Origin of the sequence: Streptomyces sp. TBY4 (genome assembly GCF_024213195.1) — a bacterium.
Lineage (GTDB): Bacteria > Actinomycetota > Actinomycetes > Streptomycetales > Streptomycetaceae > Streptomyces.
This window is the reverse complement of sequence record NZ_JANAVF010000013.1, coordinates 125,742-140,687: the sequence shown is the minus strand read 5'-3', so window position 1 is coordinate 140,687 and position 14,946 is coordinate 125,742. Positions and strand designations below refer to the sequence as shown.

The window sequence follows — 14,946 nt, the reverse complement described above, 5'->3', positions numbered from 1 at the left end:
CGCCGTCATCGTCCGTGCTGCGAGTGCCCGGCGCGTGAACGCCGGGCGCTCTCAGTGGGTCAGGCCTGCTCGGCGTCGGCGGCCGGAGCCTCGGCGACAACCTCGGCGGCCGGAGCGGCCTCGGCCTCGACGGCCGGGGTCTCGACAGCGGCCTCGGCCGGAGCGGCCTCGGCGTCGTCGGCCTTCTTCTCGCCCTCGAGGAGGTCGCGCTCCCACTCGGCGAGCGGCTCGGCGGCGGCCTTCTCGCCCGGCTTCGAGTCACCGGTCGCGGCACCGGAACGGGCGATGAGGCCCTCGGCGACGGCGTCGGCGATCACGCGGGTGAGCAGGGTGACGGAGCGGATCGCGTCGTCGTTGCCCGGGATCTTGTAGTCGACCTCGTCGGGGTCGCAGTTGGTGTCGAGGATCGCGACGACCGGGATGTGGAGCTTGCGCGCCTCACCGACGGCGATGTGCTCCTTCTTGGTGTCGACGATCCAGACGGCGCTGGGGACCTTCGACATCTCGCGGATACCACCGAGGGTCTTCTCCAGCTTGATCTTCTCGCGGGAGAGGACCAGGAGCTCCTTCTTGGTGAGACCCGAGGCGGCGACGTCCTCGAAGTCGATCGCCTCAAGCTCCTTCAGACGCTGAAGGCGCTTGTAGACGGTGGAGAAGTTGGTGAGCATGCCACCCAGCCACCGCTGGTTGACGTAGGGCATACCAACGCGCGTCGCCTGCTCGGCGATGGCCTCCTGGGCCTGCTTCTTGGTACCGACGAACATGATGGAACCGCCGTGGGCGACGGTCTCCTTCACGAACTCGTAGGCGCGGTCGATGTACGACAGCGACTGCAGCAGGTCGATGATGTAGATGCCGTTGCGCTCCGTGAAGATGAAGCGCTTCATCTTCGGGTTCCAGCGGCGGGTCTGGTGACCGAAGTGGACGCCGCTTTCCAGCAGCTCCCGCATCGTTACGACGGCCATGGCCATCTCCTTGTTTTCTCGGTTTGGTTCCTGACGCCCCTGTCGCGCCCTGCCCCCGAAGAGGGGACCGAGAGACGCTGTCACCTGGCCTGAGAGACCGGTGCTGGGGCGTGCGAAGTCGACCCGGTGACCCGGATCGCCACAAGAAGTGTACGGGACCCGGTGGTATGCCGGATGACGCGGTTGTCCACAGCGCCCCGCCCGTCCACAGGCCCGGGCGGGACCGGCCCCGCGGGCGGAATCCTGAGGCCCATGACAAAGCTGCTGCTCACCCTGGCCCTGACACTGACCCTGGCTCTTCCCGCGGGCCCCGCACCGGGGCCGTCTCCGGCCGCCCCCGGCCCGCCCCCGTCTCCGGCCGCCCCGGCGCCGCCGCGGCCGCCGGGCACCGCGGGGGACGCAGGCGGGCGCCCGCTCCCCGCCCCGCTCACGGTGGTCCGCTGGTGGGATCCGCCCCCGACCCCGTACGCGGCGGGACACCGCGGGGTGGACCTGGCGGCCCCGGTGGGCACGGAGGTACGCGCGGTGGGCCCGGGCCGGGTCCACTACGCCGGCCAGGTGGCGGGCCGCGGAGTCCTCTCCCTGACCCTCCCGAACGGCCTGCGCACGACCTACGAGCCGGTCCGCCCCCTGGTGGCGGAGGGCGCCGAGGTCACGACGGGACAGGTGGTGGCCCTCCTCACGGAAGGCCGGCACTGCCCCCGCTCCTGCCTCCACTGGGGGCTCCTCCGCGCGGAGGCCTACCTCAACCCCCTGGCGCTCCTCCCCCGCCCGGCCCCCCGCCTGCTCCCTCTGGCGGGGATCCGCGGCCCGGGTCCCGAGCGGGACCCGGATCCCGGGGCGGAGCCCGAGCCGGGGCGGATCAGCCCAGGACGCCCCGCAGGGCCATCGCCACCGCCGCGTCCGTGACCACGACGGGCTCCTCCCCCGCGCCCGCCTCGATCCGCCGGACGGCGGCGTCCACCACGCCCTGGAGCAGCATCGCGGCCAGCCTCGGCTCCGCCTGCCCGAGCGCGGCCAGCGCCTCCACGATCATCGCGATCAGGCTGCCGTGCGCCGCGCGGATCTTCTCCCGCGCCCCGGCGTCCAGCTCGCTCGCCGAGATCGCCACCACCGCCCGGTGCCTCTTGTCCCCCACCAGCCCCAGTTGGCTGCGCACATACGCCTCGATCTTGGCCTCCGGCGTCTCCGCCTCGGACATCGCCGCCTCGATCTCGGCCGCCCACACGGGGAAGTCCACCGCGCACAGCTCTTCGACGACGGCCGCGCGGGACCGGAAGTACTCGTACACGGAGGACCGGGCGAGGCCGGTCCGCTCGGCGAGGGCGGGGAAGGTCAGCGCTTCCGTCCCGCCTTCGGACAGCAGGGAACGCGCGGCGTCCAACAGGGCGCCGCGCTGCATCGACCGGTGCTCGGCCACGGAGGCCGCTCGAATCCTGGGCACGCGTCCACTCTACGGATGTACCGCAAGGCCGTCGCACGGTCTCGGCCCCGCCCCCGACCCGGTGTCCGGGTTCAGCGCCCGACGTCCGCCAGCTTCGCCCGCAGCTGCAGGACCGACTTGGTGTGGATCTGGCTGACGCGGCTCTCGGTGACCCCGAGGACGTTGCCGATCTCGGCGAGCGTGAGGCCCTCGTAGTAGTAGAGGGTCACCACCGTCTTCTCCCGCTCGGGCAGCGTGTTGATGGCCCGTGCCAGCAGCCGGCGCAGCTCCCGGTCCTCCGCGACCTCCACCGGGTTGTCCGCGGCGGTGTCCTCCAGGGTGTCCATCAGGGAGAGGCGGTCGCCCTCGCCGCCCACGTGCAGCAGCTCTTCCAGGGCGACCACGTTGGCCAGCGACAACTGGCTGAAAACGGCGTGGAGATCCTCCACCCCGATGCCCATCTCCCCGGCGACCTCGTGCTCGGTCGGGGTGCGCCGCAGCTGGGCCTCCAGCGTGGCGTAGGCCCGTTCCACCGCGCGCGCCTTCTGCCGCACCGAGCGGGGGATCCAGTCCAGCGCCCGCAGCTCGTCGATCATCGCGCCGCGGATGCGGGTGATCGCGTACGTCTCGAACTTGATGGACCGTTCGATGTCGAACTTCTCGATGGCGTCGATCAGTCCGAAGACTCCGGAGGAGACGAAGTCCGCCTGTTCCACATTGGGCGGCAGGCCGACGCTGACCCGGCCCGCCACGTACTTCACGAGGGGCGAGTAGTGCAGGATCAGCTGCTCCCGCAGCCGCTCGTCACCCGAGTCCTTGTACGAGCGCCACAGCACCTCCAGGGACGAGGGCGCGGTGGACCGCTCGCTGCCGCGCGCAGCGGGGGGCACCGCAGCGCGGTCGGACCCTGAGGTGTGCTGGGGCATGCTTCGCCTTTGCCGGAGCCGGATTCCTTGGGAGCGTAGCGTGACGGAAGTGTCGCGGTGCGCGAAGAGTACGGGATCGCGCGGGCCCGCAAGGGCGCCCCGACTCGCGCGGGCGACCCGGGACCGGCGCCTGGCGCACGGTCCCGGCGGGTGCCACCGGGAAGACCGCGTCTCTCATCGGCTTCACTCTTTCACCGGAACGCCCCAGGTCAACGACCGCCTCGCCGGGTGGCTCCGCTTTATGCGCCTCCTCCCGGCCGCTTCGGGGTCAACTGCCAGCCGTCGCCCTGCCGTTCGACGAACCCCAGAGAGTGAAGTTCGTACAGTCTGCCGATGACTTCATCGGTGCCGGTGCCCGCCGCGAGGGCCACCTCCTCCGGATCGGCGCGGCGCCCCGCCGGAAGGGCGTCGAGCACCCGGACCACCTCGGGACCCAGCAGGTCCCGGGCGACCACCGGGCCCCGCCGCTCGGGGGCCAGCTCCCCCATCCCTCCGACCAGCTCGATGACCTCCGCCGCGTCCGTGACCAGCGAGGCCTCCCCGCGCAGCAGTTCGTGCACCCCGGCCGACAGTCCGCTGGTGGCCGGACCGGGGATGCCCATGGTGATCCTCCCCAGCGCCTGGGCCCGCCGGGCGGTGACCAGGGACCCGCTGCGGTGGGCCGCCTCCACGACGACCGTGCCCCGGGTCAGGGCCGCGATGACGCGGTTGCGCAGGACGAAACGGCTCGGCGTGGGATGGCTGCCCGGCGGCAGCTCTCCGAGCAGCAGTCCCTGGGCGGCGATCCGGCCGAGCAGTCCGGCGTGCCCGCGCGGGTAGGGCACGTCCACCCCGCAGGCCAGCACCCCTGCCGTGGCCCCGCCGGCGGCGAGGGCGCCGCGGTGGGCGGCGCCGTCGATCCCGTAGGCGGCGCCCGAGACGACCACCCAGCCGCGCTCGGCGAGTTCACCGGCGAGGGTCTGGGCCATGTGTGCCCCGTACGGGGTGCACGCGCGGGCTCCCACGACCGCCACGGAGCGCAGGGCCCAGGCCCGCAGGCCCGGCCTGCCCCGCACCCACAGCCCGACGGGCCGGGCGTCGCCGAGGTCGTCCAGCTGACTCGGCCACTCCGCCGACCCGGGGCAGAGGAACCGTCCCCCGGCCCCGGCGGCGACCGCCAGGTCCCGCCGGGGATCGGCGGCGGCGGCCCGGCGGCGGTATCCGGCGAGCCGCTCGGCGCCGACCCCGGTCAGCACCCCGGGCTCCGGTACGGGCCCGGTCAGCAGCCGTATCAGCCCGACGGCCCCGTACGTCCGCAGCCAGCGCCCGCCGTGCTCCTCGCCGGGTTCCAGGACCCGGGTCAGCGCGGCCCGCGCGAGCAGTTCGTCCGCGGGCTCCGCCTCCGGCACCGGGCCGGTTCCCGGGGCCGGCGTCGCGGCGGTCATGAGGCGGCGTCCAGGTGCGCGGCGGCTCCGCGGGCGATCCCGGTGCGCAGTTCGAGGGCGACCGCCACGTCCAGGGCGTCGGGGCGGTCCCGGCTCCTCAGGTCGGCCACCGTCCAGGCGACCCGGAGCACCCGGTCGAGCCCCCGTGCGGTCAGCAGGCCCCGCTCCAGGTCCCGCTCGGCCTGGGCCAGTGCTCCCGGCTCGGCGGGCCAGCGGGTCCGCAGTTCGTGGCCCGGGACCTCCGCGTTGAGCCGCCAGGGGGTGCCGTCGAGCCGGACGGCCGCCCGGTCGCGGGCCTCCCGGACCCGGGCCGCGACCAGCGCCGTGGCTTCGCCGCGGCCGCCGCGCCCCAGCAGATCGGAGCGGGTGACCGGCTCGACCTCCACCCGCAGGTCCACCCGGTCCAGCAGCGGCCCCGACAGCCGGGCCTGGTAGCGGCGGACCACCGAGGCCGGGCAGTCGCATCCGGTCCCGTGCAGGGTGTGCCGCCCGCAGGGACAGGGGTTGGCGGCCAGCACCATCAGGAACCGGGCCGGCAGGCGCACCACCCCGGCCGCCCGGGCGATGACCACGTGTCCCGCTTCGAGGGGCTGCCTCAGGGCGTCCAGGGCCTTGCTGCTGAACTCGGCGGCCTCGTCGAGGAACAGCACCCCCCGGTGTGCCAGTGACACCGCCCCGGGCCTGGCCACCCCGGCCCCGCCCCCGACGAGGGACTGCATGGTCGCCGAGTGGTGCGGGGCGCAGTACGGGGGCCGGGCGACGAGCGGTTCGCCCGGGGGGAGGATTCCCGCGACCGAGTGGACGGCCGTGACCTCCAGGGAGTCCTGCCGGGTGAGCGGGGGCAGGATCCAGGGGATCCGCTCGGCCAGCATCGTCTTGCCCGCGCCCGGCGGTCCGCTCAGGAAGAGGTGGTGCCCCCCGGCGGCCGCCACTTCCAGGGCCCGGCGCGCCGCGTGCTGTCCGGCGACGTCGGCGAGATCCGGGACGTCCCGCCCGTCGCCGTCGCGGGCCACCCCGGTGCCGAGTCCGGCGCCCAGGACGACCAGCCCGGCGAGCATCGGGTCCGGCCGCCCGGGCGGATCCGGCGGATCCTCCTCGGGGACCTCCCCTTCGGTGAGCACCGCGATCAGCTGCCGCAGGCTGCGCACCCCGAGCACCGAGACGTCCGGGACGAGCATGGCCTCGGCCGCGCACTGCTGCGGGACCACGACCTGCCGGTATCCGGCCTCGGCGGCGGCGAGGACCGCCGGCAGGATCCCGCGGACGGGACGCACGCGACCGTCCAGCCCCAGCTCCCCGATGAGGACGAGGTCGGCGATCGTCTTCGGGTCGACCACTTCGGCGGCGCCCAGCACGGCTGCCGCCACGGCCAGATCGAAGCCCGCGCCGCTCTTCGGGACCGACGCCGGGCTGAGGCCGACGGTGAGCTTCTTCTGCGGCCAGGCGGCGCCCGAGTTGACCACGGCCGCCCTGACCCGGTCCCGGCTCTCGACCAGGGTCTTGTCGGGCAGTCCCACCAGGGCGAAGGTGGCGACCCCGGGCTCCAGGTCGGCCTGCACCTCCACCACCACGCCGTCGACGCCCACGAGGGCCACCGAGCAGGCCCGTGCGAACCCCATCAGGCCGCCCCCCTGACGTGCTCCACCACGGGCGCGCCGCGCCGCGGCAGGAGGACCCCGACGAGGTCGATGCGCACCCCGCCCGGGGGCGGTCCCCCGTGGTCGGCCAGCCAGCGGCCGGCGAGCCTGCGCAAGCGCTCGGCCTTGGCGGGCCGCAGCGCGGCCATGGGATGCTCGAACTCCCCCGCCCGCCGGGTCTTGACCTCGCAGACGACGAGGGCGTCCCCGTCCCGGGCCACGATGTCGATCTCCCCGCCGCGGCACCGCCAGTTCCGCGCGATCACGGTCATGCCGGCCTCGGCCAGCCTCCGCGTCGCGAGGTCCTCGCCGTACCGCCCCAATGCCTGCTGTGCCACGCCCTTCGCGTTCATCCGGCACCACCTCCGGCACCGACGATCCCGCGTCCCCGCCCACCCAGTGGATCTTGGTGGACGGCCGGGGCGATGTGGACAACCGCATCACCCCGGCGAGGGAATCAGGCGGTGGAACCAGGCGAGGGACTCAGCTGCCCGGAAGTTCGAGATCGCTCTTGTTGAGCTCCTCGATGTTCACGTCCTTGAAGGTCAGCACCCGCACCTGCTTGACGAACCGGGCCGGTCTGTACATGTCCCAGACCCACGCGTCGGCCATCGAGACCTCGAAAAAGACCTCCCCCTGAACCGAGTGCACCTGCATCTCGTAATCGTTGGTGAGGTAGAAACGGCGTTCGGTCTCGATCACATACTTGAACAGCCCGACGACGTCGCGGTACTCGCGATAGAGCTTCAGCTCCATCTCGGTCTCGTACTTCTCGAGGTCCTCGGCACTCATGGCATGTTCCCCTTCAGCCGTGCGTCCCCCTATTGTGCGCCAGGCCCGTGCGCCCCTAAACGATTTCCGGGGCCAGGTTCACGGGCGCACCCGGGGGACCGTCGTCGAGCAGCGTGCGGAGCAGCTCTGCGAGTCTGGTCGGGTACACCGTCTCATGGGCCGACAGAAGTTCCTCGGAGGTCCACCACCTGGTCCCCGAGACGCTTCGGCGCTCCAGTTCGGTGAGGCCGCCCAGCACCGTCGCCGTCTGGCTGGTCCGGGCCAGGAAGTACCACTCGTCCTGCTCCCAGCGGCGCCCGTCGAAGGGGAACGAGCAGTAGCGGTGCCACAGCACCGGCCCCAGCTCCACGTCGGTGATCCCGGTCTCCTCCGCCAGCTCGCGCAGCGCGGCCTGTTCCCGGGTCTCGGCCCCCTCCAGCCCCCCTCCGGGGGTGAACCACCAGTCGTCCGCCGGGTTCCCCGGCTCGAAGCCGTGCAGCAGCAGGATCCGGTCCTCGGGGTCCAGCAGGACCACCCGGGCCACCTTCCGCGGCCCTGCCTTCGCCTCAGCCGACATCGGCCCGCTCCCGCCTCCGCCCGCGCCCGAGAACCCGTACGACCGGCCCGTACGCGGCTCCGAGCACCACCAGGGCGGCTCCCACCACCACCGCGGCCACCTGGAGCGGCAGCGGCCCCGCCGCAGAGATCCCGCCGGGCAGGGCGGCGTAGGCCTTGGGCCGTTCCACCATCGACATGGAGGGCCACGCGAGGGCATCGACGCGTCCCGTCACCGCCGAGCGGGCCACCGTCCCCTGTCCGGCCTCCGTCAGGTGGGCCCGGGAGTCCAGCGAGGCTCCGCGCCGGTCGCCGAGCAGGAAGAGGTTGCCCTCCGGCACCGTCACCTCGAACGACGTCCCGGAGGCGGGGACCTCCGGAGCACCCTCCAAGTCGAGCTTCGCCACCTCGATGTACGGCTCGTCCAGTTCCTTGCCGTTCAGGACGAGCCGGCCACCCGCACCGCAGCACTTGACCGTGTCCCCGCCGATGCCGACGACCCGCTTGACCATCGGCGAATCGCTCCACTGCTCGTCCTTGAAGATCACCACGTCCCCGCGGCGGACCTCGCCCCCGTCGATGCGCTGCGCCAGCACCCGGTCCCCGGGCTGCACCGTCGGCACCATCGAGTCGGTCGGCACCGTGTACGGCTGGTACACGACGGCCCCCCACACGAACCCGCCGAGGAAGAGCACAAAGCCGATGGCCACGGCGATTCCCGACAGCATGCTGCCGAGAGCACCGCGGCCATCGCCGTCACCTGCTCGTATTGCTTGTGCTTCGCCCATTTCAAGCGCCCCCACACTCGGAGATCGTCGACCTGGGCGGCACCCTACCTGCCGGTACGCCCCGCGGTCAGCCTCCGCCTGCGCCAGAGCACGACCGGCACCGCGCCGGCGAACCCGAGCGCTACCGGGCCGAGCCCGACCGGCGCCAGTCCGGCGGCGCCCAGGCCGAGGGCGGTGGCCTTGGTCTGCGTACCGATGCCCGGCTGGTCGTAGGTGTCCGGGATCGGCAGGGTGGACCAGCGGGTGACCGGCCACGCGACCACGACGGCCCGTCCGACGACATCGCTGACGGGTACGAAGCCCTGGGTGGCGTCCTGCTGGTGGTAGCGGGAGTCCTGCGAGTTCTGCCGGTGGTCGCCCATCACCCAGATCTTGCCCTTGGGCACGGTGAGCGGACCGAAGGGGAAGTCGTCGCACGGGGTGTTGCCCGGGAAGATGTACGGCTCGTCGAGCTCCTTGCCGTTGACGACGACCGGTCCCCCCTTCTTGCACTCGACCGTGTCACCGCCGATGGCGATCGTCCGCTTGATCAGGTCCTTCTCCTCGGCGGACGGCATGAGGCCGATCCAGCTGAGGGCCTTCTGGGCGATGTTGGGGTCCGGGGTGGGCTCCCCGCTCAGCCAGTTCGCCGGGTCGTGGAAGACCACGACCTCGCCGCGCTCGGGCTCCGATCCGAACCACGGCGTCAGCTTGTCCACGAGCACCCGGTCGCCGCGCTGCAGGGTGTTCTGCATCGAGTCGGAGGGGATGGAGAACGCCTGCACCAGGAAGGTCTTGATCAGCAGAGCGAGCAGCAGGGCGATGCCGATCAGGAGCGGCAGCTCCTTCCAGAACGAACGGTGCGGGCGTGCCGCGGCGCCGTCCTGCGCGTCGCCGTCGTTCTCGACGGCATCGGATCCGGAGGAGCTGTTCGGCTCCTCGCCGCCCTCGTCGCGTCCGGACCGTGCACCAACCGCCACGTCCCCCACATCCACTCCTCGTTCGGAAATCCACGCCCGGACCTGATGAGGCACGGGCCCTCCCCTCCCCTAACGAGCGGGAGTTCCCTAAGGCGCGGGAGACCAAGGACACACTATGCGAACGAGGAGCTGCCCCGGCGCCTACGGGGCGCGCGGCGACCGCCGCGCGCCTGGTCCGGAACCATGCGGAAGGTGGCGGGCTGTTCCAGCCGCTGCCAGTGCCCGAAGGGCCAGGCGATCACCACGGCCTGGCCGACCACGTCCTTCACGTCGATCGTGCCGTGGAGGGCCTCGTCGAGGTGGTAGCGGGAGTCGGCGGAATTCGCCCGGTGGTCACCCATGACGAAGATCCGCCCGGCGGGCACCTGCACCTCGAAGCGGATCTCCGAGGGAGCGTTGCCCGGGTTCACGTAGGGCTCGTCGAGGGGCGAACCGTTGACGCTGACCCGGCCCCGGGAGTCGCAGCACTTCACGCTGTCCCCGCCGACGCCGATGACCCGCTTGATCAGGTCCTGTTCGTTCGCCGAGGGCAGCAGGCCGATGAAGGTGAGGGCCTGCTTGATCTGCTTGACGCCCACCGGGTCCTCGGCGGGCGGGAGGCTGTCGGCACCCAGCCAGCCCCCCGGGTCCTTGAACACGACCACGTCCCCGCGCTCGACCTCGGAGCCGAACCACGGGGTGAGCTTGTCCACCAGGACCCGGTCGCCGATCCGGATCGTCTGCTCCATGGAGCCCGACGGGATGAAGAAGGCCTGGACGAGGAAGGTCTTGAGGATCAGGGCGATGCAGAGCGCGACCACCACCAGCAGGGGCAGCTCCCCCGCCCGGCGGGTACGCCGTCTGCGCCGGACCCGGCGGGCGAGACGGCGCCGTTCGGCCCGGCCGCCGGGCTCCGCGGGCGCGGCGGCCCCGTCGGGCTCGGGCTCGGGCTCCGGGGCCAGGTAGGGGTCCGCGCCAAAGTCCGCGTCCGCGTGCTCGTCCTCGTACCGGTCGCCGCCCCTCGGCCGCCCGCGGCTACCCATGGCCGCCGCCCGTGGAGCCCGCGCCACCCCAGCGGGACACCGGCCAGCCGATCCAGTCGGCCCGCCCGATCACCTTCTCCACCGGCACCATCCCCCCGCCCGGCTCACCGAGGTGGTCCCGGGAGTCCCGGGACTGGGAACGATGATCACCCATGACCCACAGGTGCCCAAGGGGCACGACGACGCGGAACGGCACTTTCGATCCCGAGTCACCGGGGAAGAGGTACGGCTCGTCCAGCGGCACCCCGTTGACCTTGATCCGGCCCTTCCCGTCGCACACCACGTCGTCGCCGCCGACGCCCACGACCCGCTTCACGAAATCGGTGTCGGCGGGCTCGGCGAGTCCGAGCGCCGAGGCCGCCCCGTGCAGGGCGTCGGCGAGGGGACTCCCGTCCGGGTCCTCCCGTACGAAGGAGCCGGTGCCGTCGAAGACCACGACGTCCCCGCGCTGCGGCAGGCCGCCGAAACGGTACGCCAGCTTGTTGACCAGCACCCGGTCCCCGACGGCGAGCGTGGGCTCCATCGAGCGGCTCGGGATCAGGAAGGGCTGGACCACGAAATTGCTGAACAGCAGCAGGAAGACGGTGCAGGCCGCGCCGATCAGCCCGGCGCGCCGCCAGGTCAGCCAGCCGGCCTTGCCGGGGTCCGCCTCCGCGGCCGGGTCCGTCTCGACGCCCGGGTCCGTCCCGACACCCGGGTCCGTCCCGACGTCCGGGACCGTCCCGGCGACCGGATCAGGGCCGGCATCAGGTGCGGGACCGGCTCCGGAAAGCACGAAACGCGACCGCCCCTCCCCCTCGCCGGGGGAAGAGTGGCCGCGCTGCGTGTGAGGTGCTTCGGTGTCCATCGGGGGCGAGCCTATCCGGCCTTCCCCTGAACTCCGGGAGCAGATCAGCGGTCGCGCTTCTCCTTGATCTTCGCGGCCTTGCCGCGGAGCTCACGGAGGAAGTACAGCTTGGCGCGACGCACGTCACCGCGGGTGACGAGCTCGATCTTCTCGAAGATCGGGGAGTGGACCGGGAAGGTACGCTCCACGCCGACGCTGAAGGAGACCTTGCGGACCGTGAAGGTCTCGGAGACGCCCGAGCCCTGGCGGCGGATGACGACACCCTTGAACTGCTGGATACGGGAGCGGCTGCCCTCGATCACGCGGACGTGCACGTTGACGGTGTCACCCGGGCGGAAGGCCGGGAGGTCCGAACGCAGGGTGGCGGCGTTGACGCCATCGAGCAGGTGAGACATGTGATTCGTCTGCTTTCTTCGCATGACGCCACAGGTCGCCGATGCGGGGTTTCCGGAGAGAATTCGGTTGCCGCGGGACTCGGCGTACGACGGTCCCCCTGTGGCAGGGGCGTACGCGAGCACACAGCAGCCGCCTATTCTTCCACGGTCTGCGGCCTGCGCCAAAATCGTCCGTCGGGGGACGGCTTCCAGCCGAGGATGCTCAGCAGCTCGCGGTCCTTCTTGTCGAAGGCGGAGGCCTCGCAGCGCTCGATCAGATCCGGGCGGTTGGCGGCCGTGCGGCGGAAGGCCTCGTCGCGGCGCCACCGGGCGATCTTGCCGTGGTGGCCGCTGACCAGCACGTCCGGGATCCCGTGGCCGCGCCACTCCGGGGGCTTGGTGTAGACGGGCCCCTCCAGCAGGTTGGCCATGTCCCCCGGCGCGAAGGAGTCGTCGCGGTGCGATTCGGCGTTGCCGAGCACCCCCGGCAGCAGCCGGGCCACGGCCTCGGTGACGACCAGGACGGCCGCCTCGCCGCCGGCCAGGACGTAGTCGCCGATGGACACCTCGTAGACCGGCAGGCGCGTGGCGTACTCGTCCATGACCCGGCGGTCGATGCCCTCGTACCGGGCCGGGGTGAAGATCAGCCAGGGGCGTTCGGAGAGCTCGACGGCCAGTTCCTGGGTGAACGGCCGGCCGCTGGGGGTGGGGACGACGATGACGGGCCCGTGCGCGCCCGCCTCGTAGCCGTCGGCCAGCGCCGCGTCCAGGGCCTCGCCCCACGGCTCGGTCTTCATGACCATGCCGGGGCCGCCGCCGTACGGGGTGTCGTCCACCGTGTTGTGCCGGTCGTACGTCCAGTCCCGCAGGTCGTGGACGTGTACGTCGAGCTGGCCGCGCGAGCGCGCCTTGCCGACCAGGGAGACGTTGAGCGGTTCGAGGTACTCGGGGAAGATCGTGACGACGTCGAGACGCATCAGGCTTCGTCCCCGGAGTCCTTGGCGGCCTCGGTGTTCGCGGAGTTCTCGGCGTCCGCAGAGTCCTTGGCGTCCTCGCCCTCCTCGTCGCGGGTCGAGGCGACGACCGCGTCGCGCTCGTCGAGCAGGCCGGGGGGCGGGGTGATGACGCAGCGCTGCTCGTCCAGGTCGATCTCGGCGACGATCTCCTCGACGAAGGGGACCATCACCTCGGTGCCGTCCGGCCGCTCGACGATGAAGAGGTCCTGCGAGGGCAGGTGGGAGATCTCGGTGATCCGGCCGATCACGGTGCCGTCCTCCAGCACCACGTCCAGGTCCATCAGCTGGTGGTCGTAGTACTCGTCCTCCTCCTCCGGGAGCTCGGACGGGTCGACTTCCGCGATCAGCAGGGTGTTGCGCAGCGCCTCGGCCGCGGTGCGGTCGCCGACGCCCGCGAAGCGGAGCAGGAGGCGGCCGCTGTGCACCCGGCCGGCCTCGATGGTCAGCGGACCCGTCGATGCCGGTTCGGTGCGGAGCACGGCGCCGGGCGAGAGCCGGAGCTCCGGCTCGTCGGTCCGCACCTCGACGGTGACCTCACCCTTGATCCCGTGGGCGCGGCCGATCCGCGCGACTACCAGCTCCACTGTCTCTTCTCCTGTTCAGACGACGACGGGCCGGGGCGGGCGCAATCGCCCTCCCCGGCCCGTGCCGGTGATTCAACTCTTCAGCGGACCTGGTCCACGTCGACGAGGTCGACGCGGATCCCCCGGCCGCCGATGGCGCCCACGACGGTACGCAGGGCACGTGCGGTGCGGCCGTTGCGGCCGATCACCTTGCCGAGGTCGTCGGGGTGGACCCGGACCTCCAGCACCTGCCCGCGGCGCAGGTTGCGCGAGGCGACCTGCACTTCGTCGGGGTTGTCCACGATGCCCTTCACGAGGTGCTCAAGAGCCTCCTCGAGCATGCTCAGGCCTCGGTCGACTCGGCGGTCTCGGCCTCAGCCTCGTCCGCCTTCTTGTCGGCCTTCTTCGCCTTCTGGGTAATGGCTTCGCCCTTGCCCTCGCCGATGCCCTCGAGGGCCTTGGCGAACTCGTCGAAGGAGCGACGCTTGTTCTCCTTCGTCGCCGGCTGCAGCAGCGGCGCGGGGGCCGGGAGGCCCTTGTGCGCCTGCCAGTCACCGGTGAGCTTCAGGATGGCGAGCACAGCCTCGGTGGGCTGGGCGCCGACCGACAGCCAGTACTGCGCACGCTCGGCGTTGACCTCGATGCGCGACGGGTTGTACGTCGGGTGGTAGATACCGATCTCTTCGATCGCGCGACCGTCCCGACGGGTACGGGCGTCCGCGACGACGATGCGGTAGTGCGGCTGGCGAATCTTGCCGAGGCGCTTGAGCTTGATCTTGACTGCCACTGGAGTGGTGTCTCCTGAACTTGACGTGGTTGGGCACATGAGATGCCACGTGGGGTTGCGGTACTCGGGTGCCCGATGGACGCGTCAGCCGGAGGAGAGAGGGGTCCTATGCGACTGTCGAGTACAGCTGTCCATTGTGCCACACGCCCGCGGCGCGCTCGGCCGGGAGGTCGCGGAGCGCGCCCGCCGGGTCAGGAGGCCACCGCGATGGCCACGTCCGGGATGCGGAAGGGCTTCATGCAGCCTCCGCACACGATCGGGGCCTGGGCCAGCACGGAGGGGACCACGCGCACGTTGCGCCCGCAGTCGCAGACCGCCTTCACGCGGACTCCGCCGCCCGATGACCCGTGCCGGGCGGCCGGACCGCGGAAGCTCCGCTTGGTGTCGGCGGCCGTGGCGGCCGTGTGGGCCTTCAGCGCGCGCTGGAGGCGCTCCATGGTGGGGCGGTAGCGCTTCTTCGCCTCGGGATTGAGCGTGACCAGGGAGAAGCCGCTGCTCGCGTGCGGCTCGTCGGTGTGGTCCAGCCCCATCTCCTCGGCGATCGCGAGGAACCTGCGGTTGTGGTAGCGGCCGGCCCGCGAAGTGTCACGCACTCCGCGGGCTGCGGCGATGCCGTGGACTGCCTCGTGCAGCAGTCGCTCGAAGGAGAGCTCGGCGCCGCAGGCGGACGAGGACTCTCCGATCAGGGACTCGGGCGCGGCAAGGTCAGGCAGCTCGGGGTGGTACCGCTGAATATCGGCCCACGCCTGCGCCAGCTCTGCGGCGAGAACAGGTGGTGTCGTGCTCACGTCGTGACAACGAGCCGGGGTGCCCCGGTGTTCCGATTCCGGGCCATTCCAAATTTTTTGCACGTACCAGTCAGTTCAGTCTCATGCGTCCCGACGAGGAC

General features: G+C 72.1%; 19 protein-coding genes. 1 reads left to right on the top strand and 18 read right to left on the bottom strand.

The window, feature by feature from the left end:
• Positions 1 to 59: 59 nt before the first annotated feature.
• Positions 60 to 965, bottom strand: coding sequence for a 30S ribosomal protein S2 (gene rpsB, locus NLX94_RS27545; protein WP_254385782.1), 906 nt, complete (start codon positions 963 to 965; stop codon positions 60 to 62).
• A 252-nt stretch (positions 966 to 1,217) separates the two neighbouring features.
• Between rpsB and NLX94_RS27540 the strand changes: the two genes are divergently transcribed.
• Positions 1,218 to 1,874, top strand: a complete 657-nt coding sequence (locus NLX94_RS27540) for a M23 family metallopeptidase (protein ID WP_254385781.1) — start codon at positions 1,218 to 1,220, stop codon at positions 1,872 to 1,874.
• Here NLX94_RS27540 and NLX94_RS27535 read toward each other — a convergent pair.
• The 17 genes from NLX94_RS27535 to NLX94_RS27455 form a co-directional block, all read right to left on the bottom strand.
• Positions 1,828 to 2,385 (bottom strand): TetR/AcrR family transcriptional regulator, encoded by a 558-nt coding sequence (locus NLX94_RS27535; protein ID WP_254385861.1) that lies wholly within the window; start codon positions 2,383 to 2,385, stop codon positions 1,828 to 1,830. The genes NLX94_RS27540 and NLX94_RS27535 overlap by 47 nt on opposite strands.
• Positions 2,386 to 2,480: 95 nt before the next feature.
• Entirely contained in the window at positions 2,481 to 3,314 is an 834-nt protein-coding gene (gene whiG, locus NLX94_RS27530; protein WP_250743879.1) for an RNA polymerase sigma factor WhiG, read from the bottom strand.
• Positions 3,315 to 3,553: 239 nt separating this feature from the next.
• The gene (gene dprA / locus NLX94_RS27525; protein ID WP_254385780.1) at positions 3,554 to 4,738 is read right to left on the bottom strand and encodes a DNA-processing protein DprA; all 1,185 of its coding nucleotides are present in this window, start codon (positions 4,736 to 4,738) and stop codon (positions 3,554 to 3,556) included.
• Positions 4,735 to 6,357: a YifB family Mg chelatase-like AAA ATPase gene (locus NLX94_RS27520; RefSeq protein ID WP_254385779.1), complete on the bottom strand. Its 1,623-nt coding sequence runs from the start codon at positions 6,355 to 6,357 to the stop codon at positions 4,735 to 4,737. The genes dprA and NLX94_RS27520 overlap by 4 nt, the downstream gene beginning before the upstream one ends.
• Entirely contained in the window at positions 6,357 to 6,728 is a 372-nt protein-coding gene (locus tag NLX94_RS27515) for a YraN family protein (protein WP_254385778.1), read from the bottom strand. Before NLX94_RS27515 ends, NLX94_RS27520 begins: the two co-directional genes overlap by 1 nt.
• A gap of 130 nt (positions 6,729 to 6,858) precedes the next feature.
• Complete coding sequence (locus tag NLX94_RS27510) at positions 6,859 to 7,167, bottom strand: DUF2469 domain-containing protein (protein WP_005311352.1); 309 nt, start codon at positions 7,165 to 7,167, stop codon at positions 6,859 to 6,861.
• A gap of 55 nt (positions 7,168 to 7,222) precedes the next feature.
• Positions 7,223 to 7,723 (bottom strand): NUDIX hydrolase, encoded by a 501-nt coding sequence (locus NLX94_RS27505; RefSeq protein WP_254385777.1) that lies wholly within the window; start codon positions 7,721 to 7,723, stop codon positions 7,223 to 7,225.
• On the bottom strand, positions 7,713 to 8,429 hold the full coding sequence (gene lepB, locus NLX94_RS27500; RefSeq protein ID WP_254385776.1) for a signal peptidase I: 717 nt from the start codon (positions 8,427 to 8,429) through the stop codon (positions 7,713 to 7,715). Before lepB (NLX94_RS27500) ends, NLX94_RS27505 begins: the two co-directional genes overlap by 11 nt.
• Before the next feature lie 104 nt (positions 8,430 to 8,533).
• Positions 8,534 to 9,457 (bottom strand): signal peptidase I, encoded by a 924-nt coding sequence (gene lepB / locus NLX94_RS27495; protein ID WP_374684033.1) that lies wholly within the window; start codon positions 9,455 to 9,457, stop codon positions 8,534 to 8,536.
• 104 nt (positions 9,458 to 9,561) lie between these two features.
• Positions 9,562 to 10,470 (bottom strand): signal peptidase I, encoded by a 909-nt coding sequence (gene lepB / locus NLX94_RS27490; protein ID WP_308402550.1) that lies wholly within the window; start codon positions 10,468 to 10,470, stop codon positions 9,562 to 9,564.
• Entirely contained in the window at positions 10,463 to 11,317 is an 855-nt protein-coding gene (lepB, locus tag NLX94_RS27485; protein ID WP_374684032.1) for a signal peptidase I, read from the bottom strand. The genes lepB (NLX94_RS27490) and lepB (NLX94_RS27485) overlap by 8 nt, the downstream gene beginning before the upstream one ends.
• A gap of 44 nt (positions 11,318 to 11,361) precedes the next feature.
• Positions 11,362 to 11,712, bottom strand: a complete 351-nt coding sequence (gene rplS / locus NLX94_RS27480; RefSeq protein WP_254385774.1) for a 50S ribosomal protein L19 — start codon at positions 11,710 to 11,712, stop codon at positions 11,362 to 11,364.
• A 134-nt stretch (positions 11,713 to 11,846) separates the two neighbouring features.
• Complete coding sequence (gene trmD, locus NLX94_RS27475) at positions 11,847 to 12,668, bottom strand: tRNA (guanosine(37)-N1)-methyltransferase TrmD (protein WP_254385773.1); 822 nt, start codon at positions 12,666 to 12,668, stop codon at positions 11,847 to 11,849.
• The gene (gene rimM, locus NLX94_RS27470; RefSeq protein WP_254385772.1) at positions 12,668 to 13,291 is read right to left on the bottom strand and encodes a ribosome maturation factor RimM; all 624 of its coding nucleotides are present in this window, start codon (positions 13,289 to 13,291) and stop codon (positions 12,668 to 12,670) included. Before rimM ends, trmD begins: the two co-directional genes overlap by 1 nt.
• 80 nt (positions 13,292 to 13,371) lie before the next feature.
• Positions 13,372 to 13,611 (bottom strand): RNA-binding protein, encoded by a 240-nt coding sequence (locus tag NLX94_RS27465; protein ID WP_030011889.1) that lies wholly within the window; start codon positions 13,609 to 13,611, stop codon positions 13,372 to 13,374.
• A 2-nt stretch (positions 13,612 to 13,613) separates the two neighbouring features.
• Positions 13,614 to 14,057, bottom strand: a complete 444-nt coding sequence (gene rpsP, locus NLX94_RS27460; RefSeq protein WP_243337676.1) for a 30S ribosomal protein S16 — start codon at positions 14,055 to 14,057, stop codon at positions 13,614 to 13,616.
• 191 nt (positions 14,058 to 14,248) lie between these two features.
• Entirely contained in the window at positions 14,249 to 14,845 is a 597-nt protein-coding gene (locus NLX94_RS27455) for a hypothetical protein (protein ID WP_254385771.1), read from the bottom strand.
• Positions 14,846 to 14,946: the final 101 nt, after the last annotated feature.